This window comes from Bradyrhizobium manausense, assembly GCF_018130615.1.
In the GTDB taxonomy this organism is placed as follows: Bacteria; Pseudomonadota; Alphaproteobacteria; order Rhizobiales; family Xanthobacteraceae; genus Bradyrhizobium; species Bradyrhizobium manausense_A.
Map to the genome: position 1 here is coordinate 182550 of NZ_JAFCKB010000002.1, position 16736 is coordinate 199285.

Here is a 16736-nt window from a genome sequence, read left to right on the forward strand (position 1 = left end):
CTTTTCCGCAATTAGCGGATCTCAGAGGTGCCCGAGCTTGTGATCACCACCGGCTTGCCGGCCTTGATCACGTGGGTGGACTGGGCGGTCTGGCTGTAATCAGCGTTGGTGCGGGCTGCGATCCCGAAGGCGGCGACTGCGATGCCGGCCACCAGCGCCACCACCACGATCTTCAGGTGGGTACCCCGATCTGCAGAGTGAATTGAGTGGTTCATCGAAAGCCTCCCGACGGGCTTTGGCGCCGTCTGTAGGCTCGTGTCTTAAGGAGCATCTGTTTCCGGATCGTTTCGCGGGTTCCGCAAAATGGTTTCATCGGCCCATTTGACCGGTTTCGCGGCGAAAGTCGGGCACGGTCTTACCTGGCGCGTAATCGCGGGCGACCGATCCCGTCGTCATGATCGCTTCCATCGGCCGCGCACGATCCGGGGAGAAGCACCATGAACCGTCGAAAAATCCTCGAAGCCACGTTGCTGGGAACCGCCATGGCGGCGTCGTCGGGCGTGAGCGCGCCGGCGGCAGCGGCCGAGCCGGCTGCGCGAGCGCCCGATGTGACGGCCAGGGATGGCACAAAGCTGTTCGTGCAGGACTGGGGAAGCGGAAAGCCGGTGCTGCTGCTGTCGGCGTGGACCTTCGACGCCAGCACCTGGGGGAGCCAGATTGCGGCGCTTACCGCAAAAGGCTTCCGCTGTGTTGCGCCCGACAGGCGGGGGCACGGCCGGTCCGAAATGCCGTCGTCGGGCTATGATCTGGACACGCTGACCGATGACGTCGCCGCCGTGATCGAGGCGCGCGACCTGCGCGATGTGACGCTGGTCGGCTTCTCGATGGGGACGGTCGAGGCGGTGAACTATCTCGGCCGATACGGATCGGACCGGATCGCCAGGCTGGTGCTGGTCGCGCCGACGACACCGTTCCTGGTCAAGACCGAGGACAATCCGGATGCGGTGCCGAAGGCCATGATCGAGGCCGACAACGCAGCCGTCGCGCGCGACTTTGCGAAATGGATTGCGGCGAACGAGGCGCCGTTCTTTGCATCGGACACGCCCGAGATCACGCGGACCTGGATCCGCGAGATGATGCTGAGCGTGGCGCTGCCGGTGGCGCTGGCCTGCCGCAAGACCATCTCGTTCGCCGATCTGCGCGCCGCCGCCGCCAGGATTGATCGCCCGACGCTGATCCTTCACGGCGACAAGGATGCCAGCGCGCCGCTGCCATTGACGGGCGCCAAGACCGCAAAGCTGATCAAGGGCAGCAAGCTGATCGTCTACGAAGGCGCGCCGCATCCGCTGCCGCTGACCCACAGCGAACGGCTGATTGCGGACATGCTCGCCTTCATGAGCGCTTGAGCGGGCTCAGTTCGCCCGCTTGATGTCGGTGCGGATGGTCCTCGCCGCCCAGACGAACAGCAGGGCGCCGAGCGTGGTCGTGATCGCGGCCGAGAGCAGCGAATAGCGCACGGCGTCCGCGCCATAGCTGCCCTTCAGCGCGTCGTTGACCACGCCGACGGCGAGGGGGCCGACGCCCTGGCCGAAGCAGGTCGCGGTGAGCGCGATCAGGGCGGAGGCGAGTGCGCGCATGCTGGGCTTCGCCACCGTCTGCGCGATCGCGAAGATCGGCCCGAGGTGGAAGCCGACCAGGAACGAGGTCATAGCCAGCATCGCGACCATCATGGCAAAATCCTGCGTCAGCATGCACAGCGCGAAGACGGGGCCGGCCAGCCCCGATGTGATCGCCGGCGCCCAGAGCTTCCAGCGGTCATCGCGGCGGCTGATTTGCGCCACCACGAAACCGCCGAGCAGGGTGCCGGCCATGCCGGCGAGGCCCTTGAAGGTGCCGGCATAGGTGCCGATCTCGGCGCTCGACAGATGGTGCACGCGCGCGAGGAAGGGCGGGATCCAGGCTGCGGTGGCATAGTTGGTATAAGTGGTCAGGCAGAAGCCGATCAGCACGATGACAAAACTTTGCTGCGAGGCCAGGAAGCGCAGCGTCGGCCCGAGCGGCTCGGGTACGAAGTTTTCCTGCATCGCGCCGCGCTTCGGCTCGGAGATCGTCAGCCACAGGATCAGCGCGAGCAGGATGCCCGGCAGGCCCGCGACATAGAAGGCCATGCGCCAGCCATAGTGCTGGTTGACATAGCCGCCAACGAAATAGCCGAGAAAGACGCCGAGATAGGTGCCGATGGCATAGATGCCGAGCGCGCGCGGACGCTCGTTCTTGGCAAAGAGATCGGCGACGATCGACTGCGAGGCCGGAGAGCCCGCGGATTCGCCGATGCCGACGCCGATCCTGGCAAACGCCAGTGCGGTGACGCTCGCGGCCATGCCGCACAGTGCGGTCATCGCGCTCCAGAACGCGAACGCCAGGGCTACGATGTTGCGGCGGTTGAGCCTGTCGGCGACGCGCGCGATGGGAATGCCGAGCAGGGAGTAGAACAGCGCGAAGCCGAACCCCGCGAGCAGGCCCATCATGGTGTCGCTGAGCTGGAACTCCTTCTTGATCGGCTCGATCAGGACGTTGAAGATCGTGCGGTCGAGGAAGTTCAGCGCGTAGATGATGGTGAGCAGGCCCAGCACGTAATAGCGCCGCGCCGCGGGCTTTGCGGCAGCGGCCGCTTGCGCCGACATTTGTGACGTCACATCGACCATCGCTTCCCCCAAATTGTCTTTGTTATCGTTGTCGGTCCAGCCCGGAGCGAAGCCGGCAGCCCTAAAGCGTTTTCGAGCGAAGTGGATACCGGTTCGCGTAAGGAAAACGCGTTAAGACAAGGAGCTGGAGTCGCGTTCCGATTCTATCGGAATGGGGCTCTAGCCTTCGCGGATGTAATTCCCCGCTTCGAATGCGACCGGGGGCGCGCTTGTGTCGAACGAGACGCCGATCGGGTCGCGGCCGGCGGCGAGTGCCTCGAGCTGGTCGCTCAGCATGCGCCGGATCAACAGGATGCCGCGATCGCTCTGGCCGAAATGCTCCTCGGAGTGAACCGTCACCCCGCCCTGGCCGACCTGGGCCTCATAGTCGCCCGGAAATTTCTGGTGCTCCTCCTCGGTCATGTCCCACCAGAATTTGCCGTTGAACTTCGAGCGCATGCGGCTGATCTCGCCAGGCGTCTTGACGCGGCCGGCGACGTAGATGCGGAACGAGGTGTCGTCGATCGGAAGAACCCAGCCGAGCGACTCGACGCGCGCGAACTGGGCGACGCGCGGGTTCGGCACCACGCGCAGCGTCGGCAGCGCCGCCTCGCTGACGCGATAGAACACCTTGCCGTCGTCCTGCTTGCGCTCCGAACGCACGAGGACGCCGCGCGGCGACTTCTCGAACTTCACCTCCGGAATCGAGGCCATCATGTTGGTGAATTGCGGACCCGAGAACGAGCCGTGCAGCACCGGCACGTGGTAGGGATCGACCACGTTCTCGAAATGCTGGAGCCAGTTGCAGGGGATTATGGCGGGACCGCCGCCGCCGATCGAGGAATCGTCGGCTTCGACCAGCTCGCCGTCGTCCATATTTTCCAGGCATTCGTAGGCGGGCAGCACCGGGCGTTTCTCGGCCGGGCCCATATAGGCGAAGATCAGGCCGTAGCGTTCTTCGACGGGGTACCAGGGCTGGCGCACTTTGTCCTTGAACTGGCCGCCGTCGGGCTCGCAGGGCTGCTCCAGGCAATGGCCTTCAGCGTCGAATTTCCAGCCGTGATAGCAGCAGCGGATGCCGTCTTCCTCGACCTTGCCATAGTAGAGCGTGGTGCCGCGGTGACAGCAGCGGGCGTGCAACAGGCCGGCCCGGCCATGCTTGTCGCGGAACAGCACCAGATCCTCGCCCAGGGCGCGAACCTTCTTCGGTGTGTCGGTGGCGTCGCTGGTGAGCCCGACCGGATGCCAGTAGCGGCGGAGCAACTCGCCCATTGGCGTGCCGCGCGTCACCGAGGTCAGCTCGCTGCGGGTGTGCGCCGGCTTCATCGCATAGGCCGTGCCGAGATCGCGATCCCGCTGGGTGATGGTCATGCTGATCCTCCCGCTGTCGGCCGTGACGGCCGGGCTTTTGTTGTCTTGCCCTCAGTGAAAAATAATTCGATGACAATGTCAACGATCTTCTAAATGCCTCTTAGTCGCATTTGACCGGGACGGCGCAGCCGGGGCGCGGACTTGGCAGGCCCCGGCTTTCTTGGCAGAGGTGGATCATGAGCCAGACCGAGAGCAGGGGCGGGTCGACGTCGCCCGAAGCGGACGAGAGTGATCCGCCGGCGCCGATCACCGTGATGCTGTCGTCACGGCTGATGGTGCTGGCCAATTTGCTCAAGCGCGGTGCCATTCTGCGCTACAAGCGTCTCACCGGATTGTCCTCGGTCGAGTTCGGTCTCGTCGCATCGCTCGGCCGCCGGCCGCCGATGAGCGTGGCGCGGCTAGCCGAGGCGGTCGGTCAGGACAAGGGACAGATCAGCCGCGCGCTGGCCAATCTGTTGTCGCGCAAGCTGATCGCGAAATCGGCAAATCCGAAAGACAGCCGCGAGGTTCTGATCTCGCTGACCGCCGCGGGGCTGGCGGCGCATGATGCGATTGTCGAAGGCGCGCAGGAGCGCAATCAGCGCCTGCTTGCACATCTGAGCGAAGCCGAGTTCGAAATGTTGTTCCAGCATGTCGATCGCCTCACGGCGATCGCCGCCGAGATGCTCGAGATCGAGAAGAACACGCGCTGATCGCCCGGACATCTCCGAGCGCGCTGGAGCGCTTCTAAGAGTCTCTCTAAGAGTCCTTCTAAGAGCCTTTCAATTAGGGATATCGCGCGCGCTCCCCTAAGCGTCACCCCATCGCATGCCGTCCGGGGACAGGCGGCATGATGCATCGGATGCACATTGGGGTGGCGTGTTGAACAGTCTTGGAATGCTGCGGTCGGCCGTGTTGGCGACCGCGTCCGCTTGGGTCTTGATGCCGCAGGCATCGCTTGCACAATCGCCATCGCAAGGTGGCGCGCAGAGCCTGCCGCCGGTGAACGTGGCGGCACCTGAACCGCGCCGCCGCGCAGCCGCACCTGTGCGGCGCCGCGCGGAGAGCCAGCTACAGGCAGCGAACAGCCGCAAACCGCAGCCGCAACGCAATGTCGGCGTCGTCGAGAATCCGCGTGGTCCGGTGCGTGGCTATGTCGCTGGTCGCAGCTCGTCGGGCACCAAGATCAACACGCCGATCATGGAGACGCCGCAGGCGGTGTCGGTGATCGGCGCCGAGCAGATTCGCGATCAGAAGCCAGCCAAGTTTGACGAGATATTGCGTTATTCGGCTGGCGTCCGCGCTGGAACGTTTGGTGCAGATACGCGTAACGACTGGTTCCTGATCCGTGGCTTCAAATCGGACGATGTCGGCCTCTTCCTCGACGGCATGCAGCTGTTCTACACGTCCTACGCGAGCTGGAAGCTCCAGCCGTTCAATCTGGAGCGTGTGGACATCCTGCGCGGCCCGTCCGCGGTGTTGTACGGTGGGTCGAGCCAGGGCGGCATCGTCAATGCGATTTCAAAGATGCCGCCGTCCGAGCCGATCCGCTATGTCGAGACCGGCGTCAACAATTTCGGCAACGCCTACGTGGCGTTCGATTTCGGCGGGCCGGTGGCGACCTCGACCGAGCAGGGCAAGTTGCTCTACCGCATCGTCGGCCAGGTCCAGAACGGCGGCACCCAGGTCGACTTCACGCCCGACAACAACTACTTCATCGCGCCGTCCGTCACCTGGAAACCCGACGTGGACACGTCGTTCACGGTTCTCGCGTCGGCTTCCAAGCAGGATACACGCGGCATCGCCTTCTTGCCTTATGTCGGCACGGTGGTCGACGCGCCCTGGGGCAGGATACCGACCAGCCGTTTCATCGGCGATCCCAGCGTCGACAGCTTCAAGCGCCAGCAGGAGATGGTCGGCTATCAGTTCGAGCGCAATCTGTCCGACGACGTCACGTTCCGCCAGAACGCCCGCTTTGCGCATGTCGACGTGACCTATTCGACGCTGTTTGGGCTTGGCTATGCGACGACGGCGGCTGCCGCCACTCTCGCGCGCGGCAATTTCTTCACCAGCGGCGTCGCCAATCAGGCCAATCTCGATAATCAGCTCGAATATCGCTTTGCAACCGGTCCACTCCAGCACACCGCGTTGTTCGGCATCGACCTCAAGCACTACACGATCGACGACTACCAGGGATTTGGTGCCGCGACGTCGCTCAACCTGCTCAATCCCGTGTATGCGCCGACGGCGACCTTCAGCGGCGCGCCGTATCAGAATGCGACGCTGACGCAGAAACAGGCCGGGGTCTATGTGCAGGACCAGATCAAGCTCGATCGATTCACGCTCGTGTTGTCCGGCCGCAACGATTGGGTCAATACCTACAACGACAACCACATCGGCTCGAGCCTGGGTCGCGACGACAGCGCATTCTCCGGCCGTGCTGGCCTGATCTACAATTTCGACGTCGGCCTGGCGCCCTACGTTTCCTACGCGACAAGCTTCAATCCGATCATCGGAACCAATTTCACGCTGACCCCGCCCCAACTTTATCTGCCGGAAACCGCCAAGCAGGCGGAAGTGGGCGTGAAATATCAGCCGCTCGGCTTCGATGGTCACTTCGGAATCGCGCTGTTCGATCTGAAGCGGGAAAATGTGCTCACGACCAATCCAAGCAATGCGCTGCTGTCGGTGCAGACCGGCGAAGTGACTTCGCGCGGCATCGAGCTCGAGGCCGTGGCGAACGTCATGCCTGGTCTGAAGGTGATCGCGTCACATACCGTCTATGACATCTTCGTCAGCAAGGACCTGAATTCGGCACTGATTGGCAAGGTGCCGACCAATACGCCAAGCCAGCTCACATCGGGCTGGGCCGACTATACCATTCAGTCCGGCCCGTTGACCGGCCTCGGCTTTGGCGGTGGCATTCGCTATGTCGGCAAATCCTACGCCGATAACGTGAACACGTTGGTCGTGCCGTCTTATGTGTTGGGCGACGCGGCCATTCACTACGAGCGGCAGGGATGGCGATACGCGCTCAACGTCGCCAACATCACGGATAAGATCTACGTGGCAAGCTGTTCCTCTCCAACGGCCTGCTTCTACGGGGATCGCCGCCGGGTCACGGCCAGCGCGTCCTACAAGTGGTGATGGCGGGCAAGGGGAGGGGGCTGTGAGGGCGCGCACGGTCAGGCTCTGGTCCGTGGTCCACACCTGGACCAGCCTGGTCTCGACCTTGTTCCTGCTGTTGCTCTGCCTGACCGGCTTGCCGTTGATCTTCCATCACGAGATCGATGAGCTCCTGGGCTACGCCCCCCAGCCCGAAGCTCATGCGAGCGCGGCCCGCGCGACGCCCCAAGTCGTCGCCGACGCCGCGCTCGCCGCGGATCCCGGCAGGGTCCTGCAATATGTTTCCTGGGACAAGGACGAGCCCGGGATCGTGACAGCTTTCACCAACAGCGCCCCTGACGGTGCGGCCGACAACGCGACCGTCCGGGCCTTCGACGCCGTTTCCGCCAAGCTGCTCGGGCCGGTCGGCGTCGGGCCGATGCTGATCGTGCTCAAGCTGCACACCGACATGTTCGCGGGCCAGGCCGGAAAGCTGTTCCTCGGCGCGATGGGGTTGTTGTTTGCGACTGCCATCGTCTCCGGCGTGGTGCTGTACTGGCCGTTCACCCGCCGCCTGCGCTTTGCCACCATTCGTGACACCGCCTCGCGCCGCGTCCGCTGGCTCGACTGGCACAATCTGATCGGTGTGGTGACGGTGGCCTGGGCGCTGGTGGTGGGCTTGACCGGCGTCGTCAATACCTGGGCCGAGCTGATGCTGAACCAGTGGAAGGCGACCGAGCTCACCAGCATGGTCGCGCCCTATGCCGGCAAGCCGTCGCCTGTGCATCTCGCCTCGCTCGACGACGTGGTTGCTCGCGCCAGGCAGGCGGCTCCTGGCATGGACATCGCCTTCGTCGCGTTTCCGGGGACGCCGTTCACGTCCTCGCATCATTTTGCAGCTTTCATGCGCGGCGACACCGCGCTGACGGCGCGGCTGCTCAAACCGGTGCTGCTCGACGGCGCGACAGGGGAGGTTGCCGATACCAGGGCGCTGCCGCTCTATCTCCAGGCGCTCCTGATCTCGCAGCCGCTGCATTTCGGCGATTATGGCGGCATGCCGCTCAAGCTGATCTGGGCGGCGCTCGACGGGCTCACCATCGTCGTGATCGGCAGCGGCCTTTATCTCTGGCTGGCACGGCGGCGGAGGCGGGCGCCGGTCCGCACCGACGCATTCGCCAGACGAGCCCCGGTCCCGTCGTGATGCATGGCTCCTCCGACCGCGCGCGCCTGTGGATACGTGTCTTTGCTGCACCTATCCTGCTCGCGGCCGCGACGATGACCGGTCTGCTCGCCGCGTTGCTCTGGGGAACGGCCGGCCAGTATGTCGCCTGGGTGACAGTCGGGGCCCCGGTCGCGGTCGTAGCCCGGGCTTGGGTGCGGCGCCGCAGCCAAAAAATCGGGCCAATTTCGCCGACGATAAGCGGCAAATAGCGCCCGCGGCCTGGGCGCCGCAATCTCAGAGCTGCTGCCCCGTAAAACCGTGGCCACCCTTGTCGCGTCAGGCGATCTGCTTCATACCAGCCGCGGGGTGATTCCGGGATTTCCACCGGTCTGGAGGCAGCAAAGGGCCTGAAAAGAGCGTGTCTTGCGCCCATTGGTGCACTGCGCTAAGGCTCAGAATAATTCCAAATCGGACGAATCCGTGGCTGTCCCGAGGCTGCGGGAAAAAGGGCTCGTCAATGAGCGGCATTCTACAGAACTATCTTCCACTCGTCGTGTTCATAGGGGTAGCTGCGATCATCGGCCTGGTGCTGCTGATTGCGCCCTTCATCGTGGCGTTCCAGCAGCCCGATCCGGAAAAGCTGTCGGCGTATGAGTGCGGTTTCAACGCCTTCGACGACGCCCGCATGAAATTCGACGTCCGCTTCTACCTGGTCGCCATCCTCTTCATCATCTTCGACCTCGAGGTGGCGTTCCTGTTTCCCTGGGCGGTGGCGTTCGGCAAGCTCGGCGCGACCGGCTTCTGGTCCATGCTGGTGTTCCTTGCCGTGCTGACGGTGGGCTTCGCCTATGAATGGAAGAAAGGGGCACTCGAATGGGATTGAACCCTGCAACGTCCGCCGGTCCGGCCATCGCGCCGGCCCCCAAGGGCATCCTGGATCCGTCGACCGGCAAGCCGGTCGGGGCCAATGATCCGTTCTTCCTCGAGGTCAATCACGAACTGTCCGACAAGGGCTTCTTCGTGGCCGCGACCGACGACCTCATCACCTGGGCCCGTACCGGTTCCTTGATGTGGATGACGTTCGGTCTCGCCTGCTGCGCGGTCGAGATGATGCAAGTGTCGATGCCACGCTACGACGTCGAGCGCTTCGGCTTCGCGCCGCGCGCCTCGCCGCGCCAGTCCGACGTGATGATCGTCGCAGGCACGCTGACCAACAAGATGGCGCCCGCGCTGCGCAAGGTCTACGACCAGATGCCTGAGCCGCGCTACGTCATCTCCATGGGCTCCTGCGCCAATGGCGGCGGCTACTATCACTATTCCTACTCGGTCGTACGCGGTTGCGACCGCATCGTGCCGATCGACATCTACGTGCCGGGCTGCCCGCCCACGGCGGAAGCGCTGCTCTACGGCGTGCTGCTGCTGCAGAAGAAGATCCGCCGCACCGGCACCATCGAACGCTAAGGTTTTACGTCATGGACGACGCCAAGCTCGACGCCCTGGGGCAGACGATCGTGAGCGCGCTTCCGGGCGCTGCCATCGGTCATTCGGTGGCCTTCAACCAACTTACGGTTGATGTCGAAGCCAGCAAGATCGTCGAGGTGGTCAAGTACCTCCGCGATGATCCGAACTGCCGTTTCGTCAACTTCACCGACATTACGGCGGCCGACTATCCGTCGCGCGAAAAGCGCTTCGACGTGATCTATCACTTTCTGTCACCGACCCTGAACGCCCGCATCCGCCTCAAGGCCCAGGCCGATGAGACCACGCAGGTGCCGTCGCTGATCGAGGTGTTCCCCGGCGCCGACTGGTTCGAGCGCGAGGCCTACGACCTCTACGGCGTGTTCTTCGTCGGCCACCCCGACATGCGCCGCATCCTCACCGATTACGGTTTCGAGGGGCATCCGCTGCGCAAGGACTTTCCGACCACCGGCTTCCTCGAGGTCCGCTACGACGATCAGGAGAAGCGCGTGGTGTACGAGCCTGTCCGGCTCAACCAGGAATTCCGCAAGTTCGACTTTTTGTCTCCGTGGGAAGGGGCCGACTATCCGGTCCTTCCGGGTGATGAAAAAGCGGGACCGAAGGCCTGATCATGAACGAGCAACCCGAACAGCTTCGCAACTTTACGATCAACTTTGGACCGCAGCATCCCGCGGCGCACGGCGTGCTGCGCCTCGTGCTGGAGCTTGACGGCGAAGTCGTCGCCCGCGTCGATCCTCATATCGGCCTGCTTCACCGCGGCACCGAAAAGCTGATCGAGCAGAAGACCTACCTCCAGGCGATCCCGTATTTCGACCGGCTCGACTATGTCGCGCCGATGAACCAGGAGCACGCCTTCTGCCTCGCCGCCGAGAAGCTGCTCGGCATCGAGGTGCCGCGCCGCGGCCAGCTCATCCGCGTGCTCTATTGCGAGATCGGCCGCATTCTCTCTCACCTGCTCAATGTCACCACGCAGGCAATGGACGTCGGCGCGCTGACCCCGCCGCTGTGGGGCTTCGAAGAGCGCGAGAAGCTGATGGTGTTCTACGAGCGCGCCTCCGGCAGTCGTATGCATGCAGCCTTCTTCCGCGTCGGCGGCGTGCATCAGGACCTGCCGCAGAAGCTGGTCGACGACATCGATGCCTGGTGTGATCCGTTCCTGAAAGTCGTGGACGACCTTGACCGGCTGCTCACCGCCAACCGCATCTTCAAGCAGCGCAACGTCGACATCGGCGTGGTGCCGCTGAAGGAAGCCTGGGAGTGGGGCTTCTCGGGCGTGATGGTGCGCGGTTCGGGCGCCGCCTGGGACCTGCGCAAGTCGCAGCCCTATGAATGCTACGCCGAGATGGATTTCGACATTCCGATCGGCAAGAACGGCGACTGCTACGACCGCTATCTGATCCGCATGGAGGAGATGCGTCAGTCCGTCCGCATCATGAAGCAGTGCATCCAGAAGCTGAATGCAGCCGACGGGAAGGGGCCTGTCGTCGTCGAAGACAACAAGGTTGCGCCGCCGCGCCGTGGCGAGATGAAGCGCTCGATGGAAGCGCTGATCCACCACTTCAAGCTCTACACCGAAGGCGTTCACGTGCCGGAAGGCGAAGTCTACGCCGCGGTCGAAGCGCCCAAGGGTGAGTTCGGCGTCTATCTCATCTCCGACGGCAGCAACAAGCCCTACAAGTGCAAGATCCGCGCGCCGGGCTTTGCCCATCTTCAGGCGATGGACCACATCTGCCGCGGCCATCTGCTCGCCGACGTCTCGGCCATTCTCGGCTCGCTCGACATCGTGTTCGGAGAGGTCGATCGGTGATGGCGCAGGCGCCAATCCAGTTTGACCGTGCCTCGGGGGCCCTGGAAGGGGCCAACCTGTGGGAGCGGACGGCTGCCTTGGCGCTGGTGACGGGATCGAAGATCTCGTCGCACTTCTCGCATATGGGCTACATCGCCTGCGCGAACTTGCTGCGGAAAACGCTGCCCGAGCGCAACATCGCGATCAAGCTCAACCCGGATGCCGTGTTCGAATTCCCGTACGGCGACGGCTATTGGAGCAAGCTGCTCAACCGCTCCTATTGCTACGAGGACGAGCTGGAGCTGCTGTTCGCCGATAGCATCGACGTCGACTACACGTTGCTCGATTGCGGCGCCAATTACGGCTACTGGTCGGTGCTGGTGTCGAGCAAGCCGTTCGGCTCGCACAAGGCGATCGCGATCGAGCCGTCGGGCCAGAACTATCCGAAGCTCGCCAACAATGCGCGCGTCAACGGTGGCCGCTTCGAGACCATGAAATGCGCGATCGGCGCTGCCCGCGGCACCGCGCGTCTGTCAGGCACCAAGCATGAGGCCTTCAGCATCGCCGGCGCTCCGTCGGATGGCGGCGAGGAAGTGCCGGTGTTGGCGCTCGACAATCTGATCGACGACGGCAAGGTCGCAGGCACCGGCAAATACCTGATCAAGCTCGACGTCGAGGGCGTCGAGATCGAGGCGATCAAGGGCGGCGCCCGGCTGCTGCAGACCGACAGCGTCATCATGTGCGAGGAGCACGGCAGCGACCGCACGCACGCGGTGTCGCGCTACATCCTTGAACAGACCCCGTTGAAGCTGATCGTGCTCGATCCGCGCACCAACCGGCTGGAGACCGTGACCGAGCTGTCGATCCTCGACCGCATCAAGGTCTCGACCCATGTCGGCTACAACGTTTTCGGCACCGCAAGCGCATTCTGGCAGGACAGGATCAATGCCCTGAATGCCAAAACCGCGCGCCGTATGCAGTGAGAGATAACACATGTCCGTTCGCCGATTAGCCCCGAAGGAAGTCCAGCCCGCGAGCTTTGCGTTCACGGAGGAGAACCTCGCATTCGCGAAGCAGCAGATCGCGAAATATCCGGCCGGACGCCAGGCCTCGGCTGTCATCGCCATCCTCTGGCGCGCGCAGGAGCAGCACGAGGGTTGGGTATCGGAAGCCGCGATCCGCGTCATCGCCGACATGCTCGACATGCCCTACATCCGCGTGCTCGAGGTCGCGACCTTCTACACGATGTTCCAGCTCGCTCCCGTCGGCAAGAAGGCCCACGTCCAGGTCTGCGGCACCACGCCGTGCCGCCTGCGCGGCGCCGAAGATCTCATCCATGTCTGCGAGAGCCGGATCCATCACGATCCCTTCCATCTCTCCAAGGACGGCAATTTCAGCTGGGAAGAGGTGGAGTGCCTGGGCGCCTGCGTGAACGCGCCGATGGTGCTGATCGGCAAGGACACCTATGAGGATCTGACCAAGGAAACCTTCGGCAAGGTGCTCGACGGCTTTGCCTCGGGCAATCCGCCGAAGCCCGGTCCGCAGAACGGCCGCCAGTTCTCGGCGCCGGCGGGCGGGCCGACCACTCTGAAGGAGACCTCCTGATGAGGCTTCCGTCTCAGGCCAACCGGGGGAGCGAAGCCGTGAAGAAATGGGGCTTCGTCGCCATGCACACCGCGCTCGCGGCCACCTTCATGTTCTTGCTGCAGCGCTTCATGATGAACGCGACGCTGGAATCCAGTCTGCTCTGGGCGCTGACCTTCGCCGTCTGCGCCGCCGGGCTTGCCTACAAGCAGGCCAACCGTTGATCGGAAAGCACTGATATGCTCGAGGACAAGGACCGCATCTTCAAGAACCTTTACGGCCTCCATGATTGGGGTCTCGAGGGCGCGCGGCGCCGCGGCGCCTGGGATGGTACGAAGAATATCATCGACAAGGGCCGCGACTGGATCATCAACGAGATGAAGGCCTCAGGGCTCCGCGGCCGCGGCGGCGCCGGCTTCCCGACCGGCCTGAAATGGTCCTTCATGCCGAAGGAATCGACCGACGGCCGGCCGAGCTATCTCGTCGTCAACGCCGACGAGTCCGAGCCCGGCACCTGCAAGGATCGCGAGATCATGCGGCACGATCCGCACCTGCTGATCGAGGGCTGCCTGATCGCGAGCTGCGCGATGAACGCGCACACCTGCTACATCTATGTCCGCGGCGAGTTCATCCGCGAGCGCGAGCACCTGCAGGCTGCGATCGACCAGGCCTATGACGCCAAGCTGGTCGGCAAGGACAACGTCAACGGCTGGCCGTTCGACATCTACGTCGCCCACGGCGCCGGCGCCTACATCTGCGGCGAGGAAACCGCGCTGCTCGAAAGCCTCGAAGGCAAAAAGGGCCAGCCGCGTCTGAAGCCGCCGTTCCCGGCGAACGTCGGCCTGTTCGGCTGCCCGACCACCGTCAACAACGTCGAATCCATCGCGGTTGCGCCGGATATTCTGCGCCGCGGCGCCGCTTGGTTCGCCGGCATCGGCCGTCCGAACAATGTCGGCACCAAGCTGTTCTGCATCTCCGGCCATGTCGAGCGGCCCTGCAACGTCGAAGAGGCCATGGGCATTCCGTTCCGTGAGCTGATCGACAAGCATTGCGGCGGCATCCGCGGCGGCTGGGACAACCTCAAGGCCGTGATCCCCGGCGGCTCCTCGGTGCGCATGGTGCCGGCCGAGCAGATCATCGATACGCCGATGGATTTCGACAGCCTGAGCAAGCTGCGCTCGGGCCTCGGCACCGCGGCCGTGATCGTGATGGACAAGTCCACCGACCTGATCCGTTCGATCGCCCGCATCTCCTATTTCTACAAGCATGAGAGCTGCGGCCAGTGCACGCCGTGCCGCGAGGGCACGGGGTGGATGTGGCGCGTGCTGACCCGCATGGCCGAAGGCCGCGCCCACAAGCGCGAGATCGACATGCTGCTTGAAGTCACCAAGCAGGTCGAAGGCCACACCATCTGCGCGCTCGGCGACGCCGCTGCCTGGCCGATCCAGGGCCTGATCGCGCATTTCCGTCATGAGATCGAAGCGCGCATAGATGAATATTCGCATAAGGCCGACATTGACGATATCGGCGTCCGCGATCCCGTGAACATGGTCGCGGCGGAGTAAGAGACATGACCAAGCTCATCATCGACGGCAAAGAGATCGATGTCCCCGCCGAGTACACGCTGCTTCAGGCGTGCGAGGCGGCCGGCGCCGAGATTCCGCGCTTCTGCTATCACGAGCGGCTGTCGATCGCCGGCAATTGCCGGATGTGCCTCGTCGAGGTGAAGGGTGGCCCGAAGCCGGTCGCAAGCTGCGCCTGGGGCGTGCGCGATTGCCGTCCGGGCCCGAAGGGCGAGCCGCCGGAAATCTCGACCCGTTCGCCGATGGTGAAGAAGGCGCGCGAAGGCGTGATGGAATTCCTTCTGATCAACCATCCGCTGGATTGCCCGATCTGCGACCAGGGCGGCGAGTGCGACCTGCAGGACCAGGCGATGGGCTATGGTGTCGACACCAGCCGCTTCGCCGAGAACAAGCGTGCGGTCGAGGACAAATATCTCGGCGCGCTGGTCAAGACCTCGATGAACCGCTGCATCCAGTGCACGCGCTGCGTCCGCTTCTCGGCGGAAGTCGCCGGTGCTCCCGAGATGGGCGCGACGGGGCGCGGCGAAGACATGGAGATCACGACCTATCTCGAGCACGCGCTGACGTCGGAACTGCAAGGCAATCTCGTCGACATCTGCCCGGTCGGTGCGCTGACCTCGAAGCCCTATGCCTTCGCGGCGCGCCCGTGGGAGCTCGGCAAGACCCAGTCGATCGACGTGATGGACGGCGTCGGCTCTGCGATCCGCGTCGACACCCGCGGCCGTGAGGTGATGCGGGTGCTGCCGCGCATCAACGAGGCCGTGAACGAGGAGTGGATCTCCGACAAGACCCGCCACATCGTCGACGGCCTTCGCACCCAGCGCCTCGACCGGCCCTATATCCGCGAGGCCGGCAAGCTGCGTGCGGCCAGCTGGCCGGAAGCTTTTGCGGCTATCGCAGCCAAGGCAGCCCGGACCGACGGCAAGCGCATCGGCGCCATCGCCGGCGATCTTTCCGGCGTCGAAGAGATGTTCGCGCTGAAGGACCTGCTGGCCAAATTCGGCTCGGCCAATCTGGCAGTGCAGGGCGGCGACGCCTTCGATCCCGCGCTCGGCCGCGGCTCCTACATCTTCAACCCGACGCTCGCAGGCGTCGAGCAGGCCGATGCGCTGCTCATCGTCGGCGCCAATCCGCGGAAAGAGGCGGCCGTGTTCAACGCCCGCATCCGCAAGCGCTGGCGCGCCGGCGGCCTGAAGGTCGGCGTGATCGGCGCCAAGGCCGATCTGACCTACGATTATGACCATCTCGGCGCAGGCACCGAGACCCTCGGCGAGCTCGCTTCCGGCAAGCATTCCTTCATGGACGTGCTGAAGAACGCCAAGAATCCGATCATCCTGGTCGGCGCGGGCGCGGCCTCGCGTCACGATGGCGCCGCCATTCTGGCTGCCGCCGCCAAGCTCGCGCTCGACGTCGGCGCGGTGAAGGACGGCTGGAACGGCTTTGGCGTGCTGCACGAGACCGCTTCGCGCGTCGGTGCGCTCGACATCGGCTTTGTCGCCGGCCAAGGCGGCCTGAACGGGGCGCAGATGACCACGTTCGGGACGCTCGACCTGTTGTTCCTGCTCGGCGCCGACGAGATCAAGGCGCCGGACGGCACCTTCGTCGTCTACATCGGCACCCACGGTGACCGCGGCGCGCATCGCGCCGACGTGATCCTGCCGGCTGCCGCCTACACCGAGAAGTCCGCGATCTACGTCAACACCGAGGGCCGCGTGCAGATGACCGGTCGCGCTGCATTCCCGCCGGGCGAAGCCCGCGAGGACTGGGCGATCGTCCGTGCGCTCTCGGAAGCGCTCGGCAAGAAGCTCGGCTACGACTCGCTCGCCGCCCTGCGCCAGGTGATCTTCAAGGCGGTGCCGCATCTGATCCGTCTCGACCAGATCGAGGCGGGCGCAGCCGACCAGATCAAGAAGCTGGCCGGGAAGGGCGGCTCGCCCGAGAAGGCGCCGTTCAAGGCTGCCATCGAGGACTTCTATTTGACCAACCCAATCGCGCGTGCGTCCGCCGTGATGGCGGAATGTTCGCGGCTTGCCTCCGGGCAGATGCTGACCGCAGCGGAGTGA

The 16736-nt window shown here is 64.3% G+C and carries 16 protein-coding genes; 13 read left to right on the top strand and 3 right to left on the bottom strand.

Going from position 1 to position 16736, the window contains the following annotated elements:
• Positions 1–11 precede the first annotated feature (11 nt).
• Positions 12–215: a hypothetical protein gene (locus JQ587_RS04550; protein WP_212300939.1), complete on the bottom strand. Its 204-nt coding sequence runs from the start codon at positions 213–215 to the stop codon at positions 12–14.
• A 222-nt stretch (positions 216–437) separates the two neighbouring features.
• Between JQ587_RS04550 and JQ587_RS04555 the strand changes: the two genes are divergently transcribed.
• Complete coding sequence (locus JQ587_RS04555; protein ID WP_249154174.1) at positions 438–1346, top strand: alpha/beta fold hydrolase; 909 nt, start codon at positions 438–440, stop codon at positions 1344–1346.
• 6 nt (positions 1347–1352) lie between these two features.
• On the opposite strand, the gene JQ587_RS04560 is transcribed toward JQ587_RS04555, so the two are convergent.
• Positions 1353–2645, bottom strand: a complete 1293-nt coding sequence (locus tag JQ587_RS04560; protein WP_212424525.1) for a spinster family MFS transporter — start codon at positions 2643–2645, stop codon at positions 1353–1355.
• A 159-nt stretch (positions 2646–2804) separates the two neighbouring features.
• A complete protein-coding gene (locus JQ587_RS04565; RefSeq protein WP_212424526.1) occupies positions 2805–3995 on the bottom strand; it encodes an aromatic ring-hydroxylating dioxygenase subunit alpha in 1191 nt (396 codons plus the stop codon).
• A gap of 176 nt (positions 3996–4171) precedes the next feature.
• Between JQ587_RS04565 and JQ587_RS04570 the strand changes: the two genes are divergently transcribed.
• The 12 genes from JQ587_RS04570 to nuoG all read left to right on the top strand — a co-directional run bounded on the left by JQ587_RS04570 (position 4172) and on the right by nuoG (position 16736).
• Positions 4172–4687, top strand: a complete 516-nt coding sequence (locus JQ587_RS04570; protein WP_212424527.1) for a MarR family winged helix-turn-helix transcriptional regulator — start codon at positions 4172–4174, stop codon at positions 4685–4687.
• A 184-nt stretch (positions 4688–4871) separates the two neighbouring features.
• Positions 4872–7121: a TonB-dependent siderophore receptor gene (locus JQ587_RS04575; protein WP_212424528.1), complete on the top strand. Its 2250-nt coding sequence runs from the start codon at positions 4872–4874 to the stop codon at positions 7119–7121.
• Positions 7122–7143: 22 nt separating this feature from the next.
• Positions 7144–8280: a PepSY-associated TM helix domain-containing protein gene (locus tag JQ587_RS04580; protein WP_212424529.1), complete on the top strand. Its 1137-nt coding sequence runs from the start codon at positions 7144–7146 to the stop codon at positions 8278–8280.
• Positions 8281–8758: 478 nt separating this feature from the next.
• Positions 8759–9124 (top strand): NADH-quinone oxidoreductase subunit A, encoded by a 366-nt coding sequence (locus JQ587_RS04585; RefSeq protein ID WP_092290902.1) that lies wholly within the window; start codon positions 8759–8761, stop codon positions 9122–9124.
• Positions 9115–9702 (top strand): NuoB/complex I 20 kDa subunit family protein, encoded by a 588-nt coding sequence (locus JQ587_RS04590; RefSeq protein ID WP_194475600.1) that lies wholly within the window; start codon positions 9115–9117, stop codon positions 9700–9702. The genes JQ587_RS04585 and JQ587_RS04590 overlap by 10 nt, the downstream gene beginning before the upstream one ends.
• An 11-nt stretch (positions 9703–9713) precedes the next feature.
• Positions 9714–10328: an NADH-quinone oxidoreductase subunit C gene (locus JQ587_RS04595; protein WP_212424530.1), complete on the top strand. Its 615-nt coding sequence runs from the start codon at positions 9714–9716 to the stop codon at positions 10326–10328.
• A gap of 2 nt (positions 10329–10330) precedes the next feature.
• Positions 10331–11527, top strand: a complete 1197-nt coding sequence (locus JQ587_RS04600; RefSeq protein ID WP_212300932.1) for an NADH-quinone oxidoreductase subunit D — start codon at positions 10331–10333, stop codon at positions 11525–11527.
• Positions 11527–12489, top strand: coding sequence for an FkbM family methyltransferase (locus JQ587_RS04605; RefSeq protein WP_212424531.1), 963 nt, complete (start codon positions 11527–11529; stop codon positions 12487–12489). Before JQ587_RS04600 ends, JQ587_RS04605 begins: the two co-directional genes overlap by 1 nt.
• Positions 12490–12499: 10 nt before the next feature.
• Positions 12500–13111 (top strand): NADH-quinone oxidoreductase subunit NuoE, encoded by a 612-nt coding sequence (gene nuoE, locus JQ587_RS04610; RefSeq protein ID WP_212300930.1) that lies wholly within the window; start codon positions 12500–12502, stop codon positions 13109–13111.
• Positions 13111–13314, top strand: coding sequence for a hypothetical protein (locus JQ587_RS04615; protein WP_212300929.1), 204 nt, complete (start codon positions 13111–13113; stop codon positions 13312–13314). The genes nuoE and JQ587_RS04615 overlap by 1 nt, the downstream gene beginning before the upstream one ends.
• A 15-nt stretch (positions 13315–13329) precedes the next feature.
• Positions 13330–14655 (top strand): NADH-quinone oxidoreductase subunit NuoF, encoded by a 1326-nt coding sequence (nuoF, locus tag JQ587_RS04620; protein WP_128951516.1) that lies wholly within the window; start codon positions 13330–13332, stop codon positions 14653–14655.
• Between the two features lie 5 nt (positions 14656–14660).
• Complete coding sequence (nuoG, locus tag JQ587_RS04625; protein ID WP_212424532.1) at positions 14661–16736, top strand: NADH-quinone oxidoreductase subunit NuoG; 2076 nt, start codon at positions 14661–14663, stop codon at positions 16734–16736.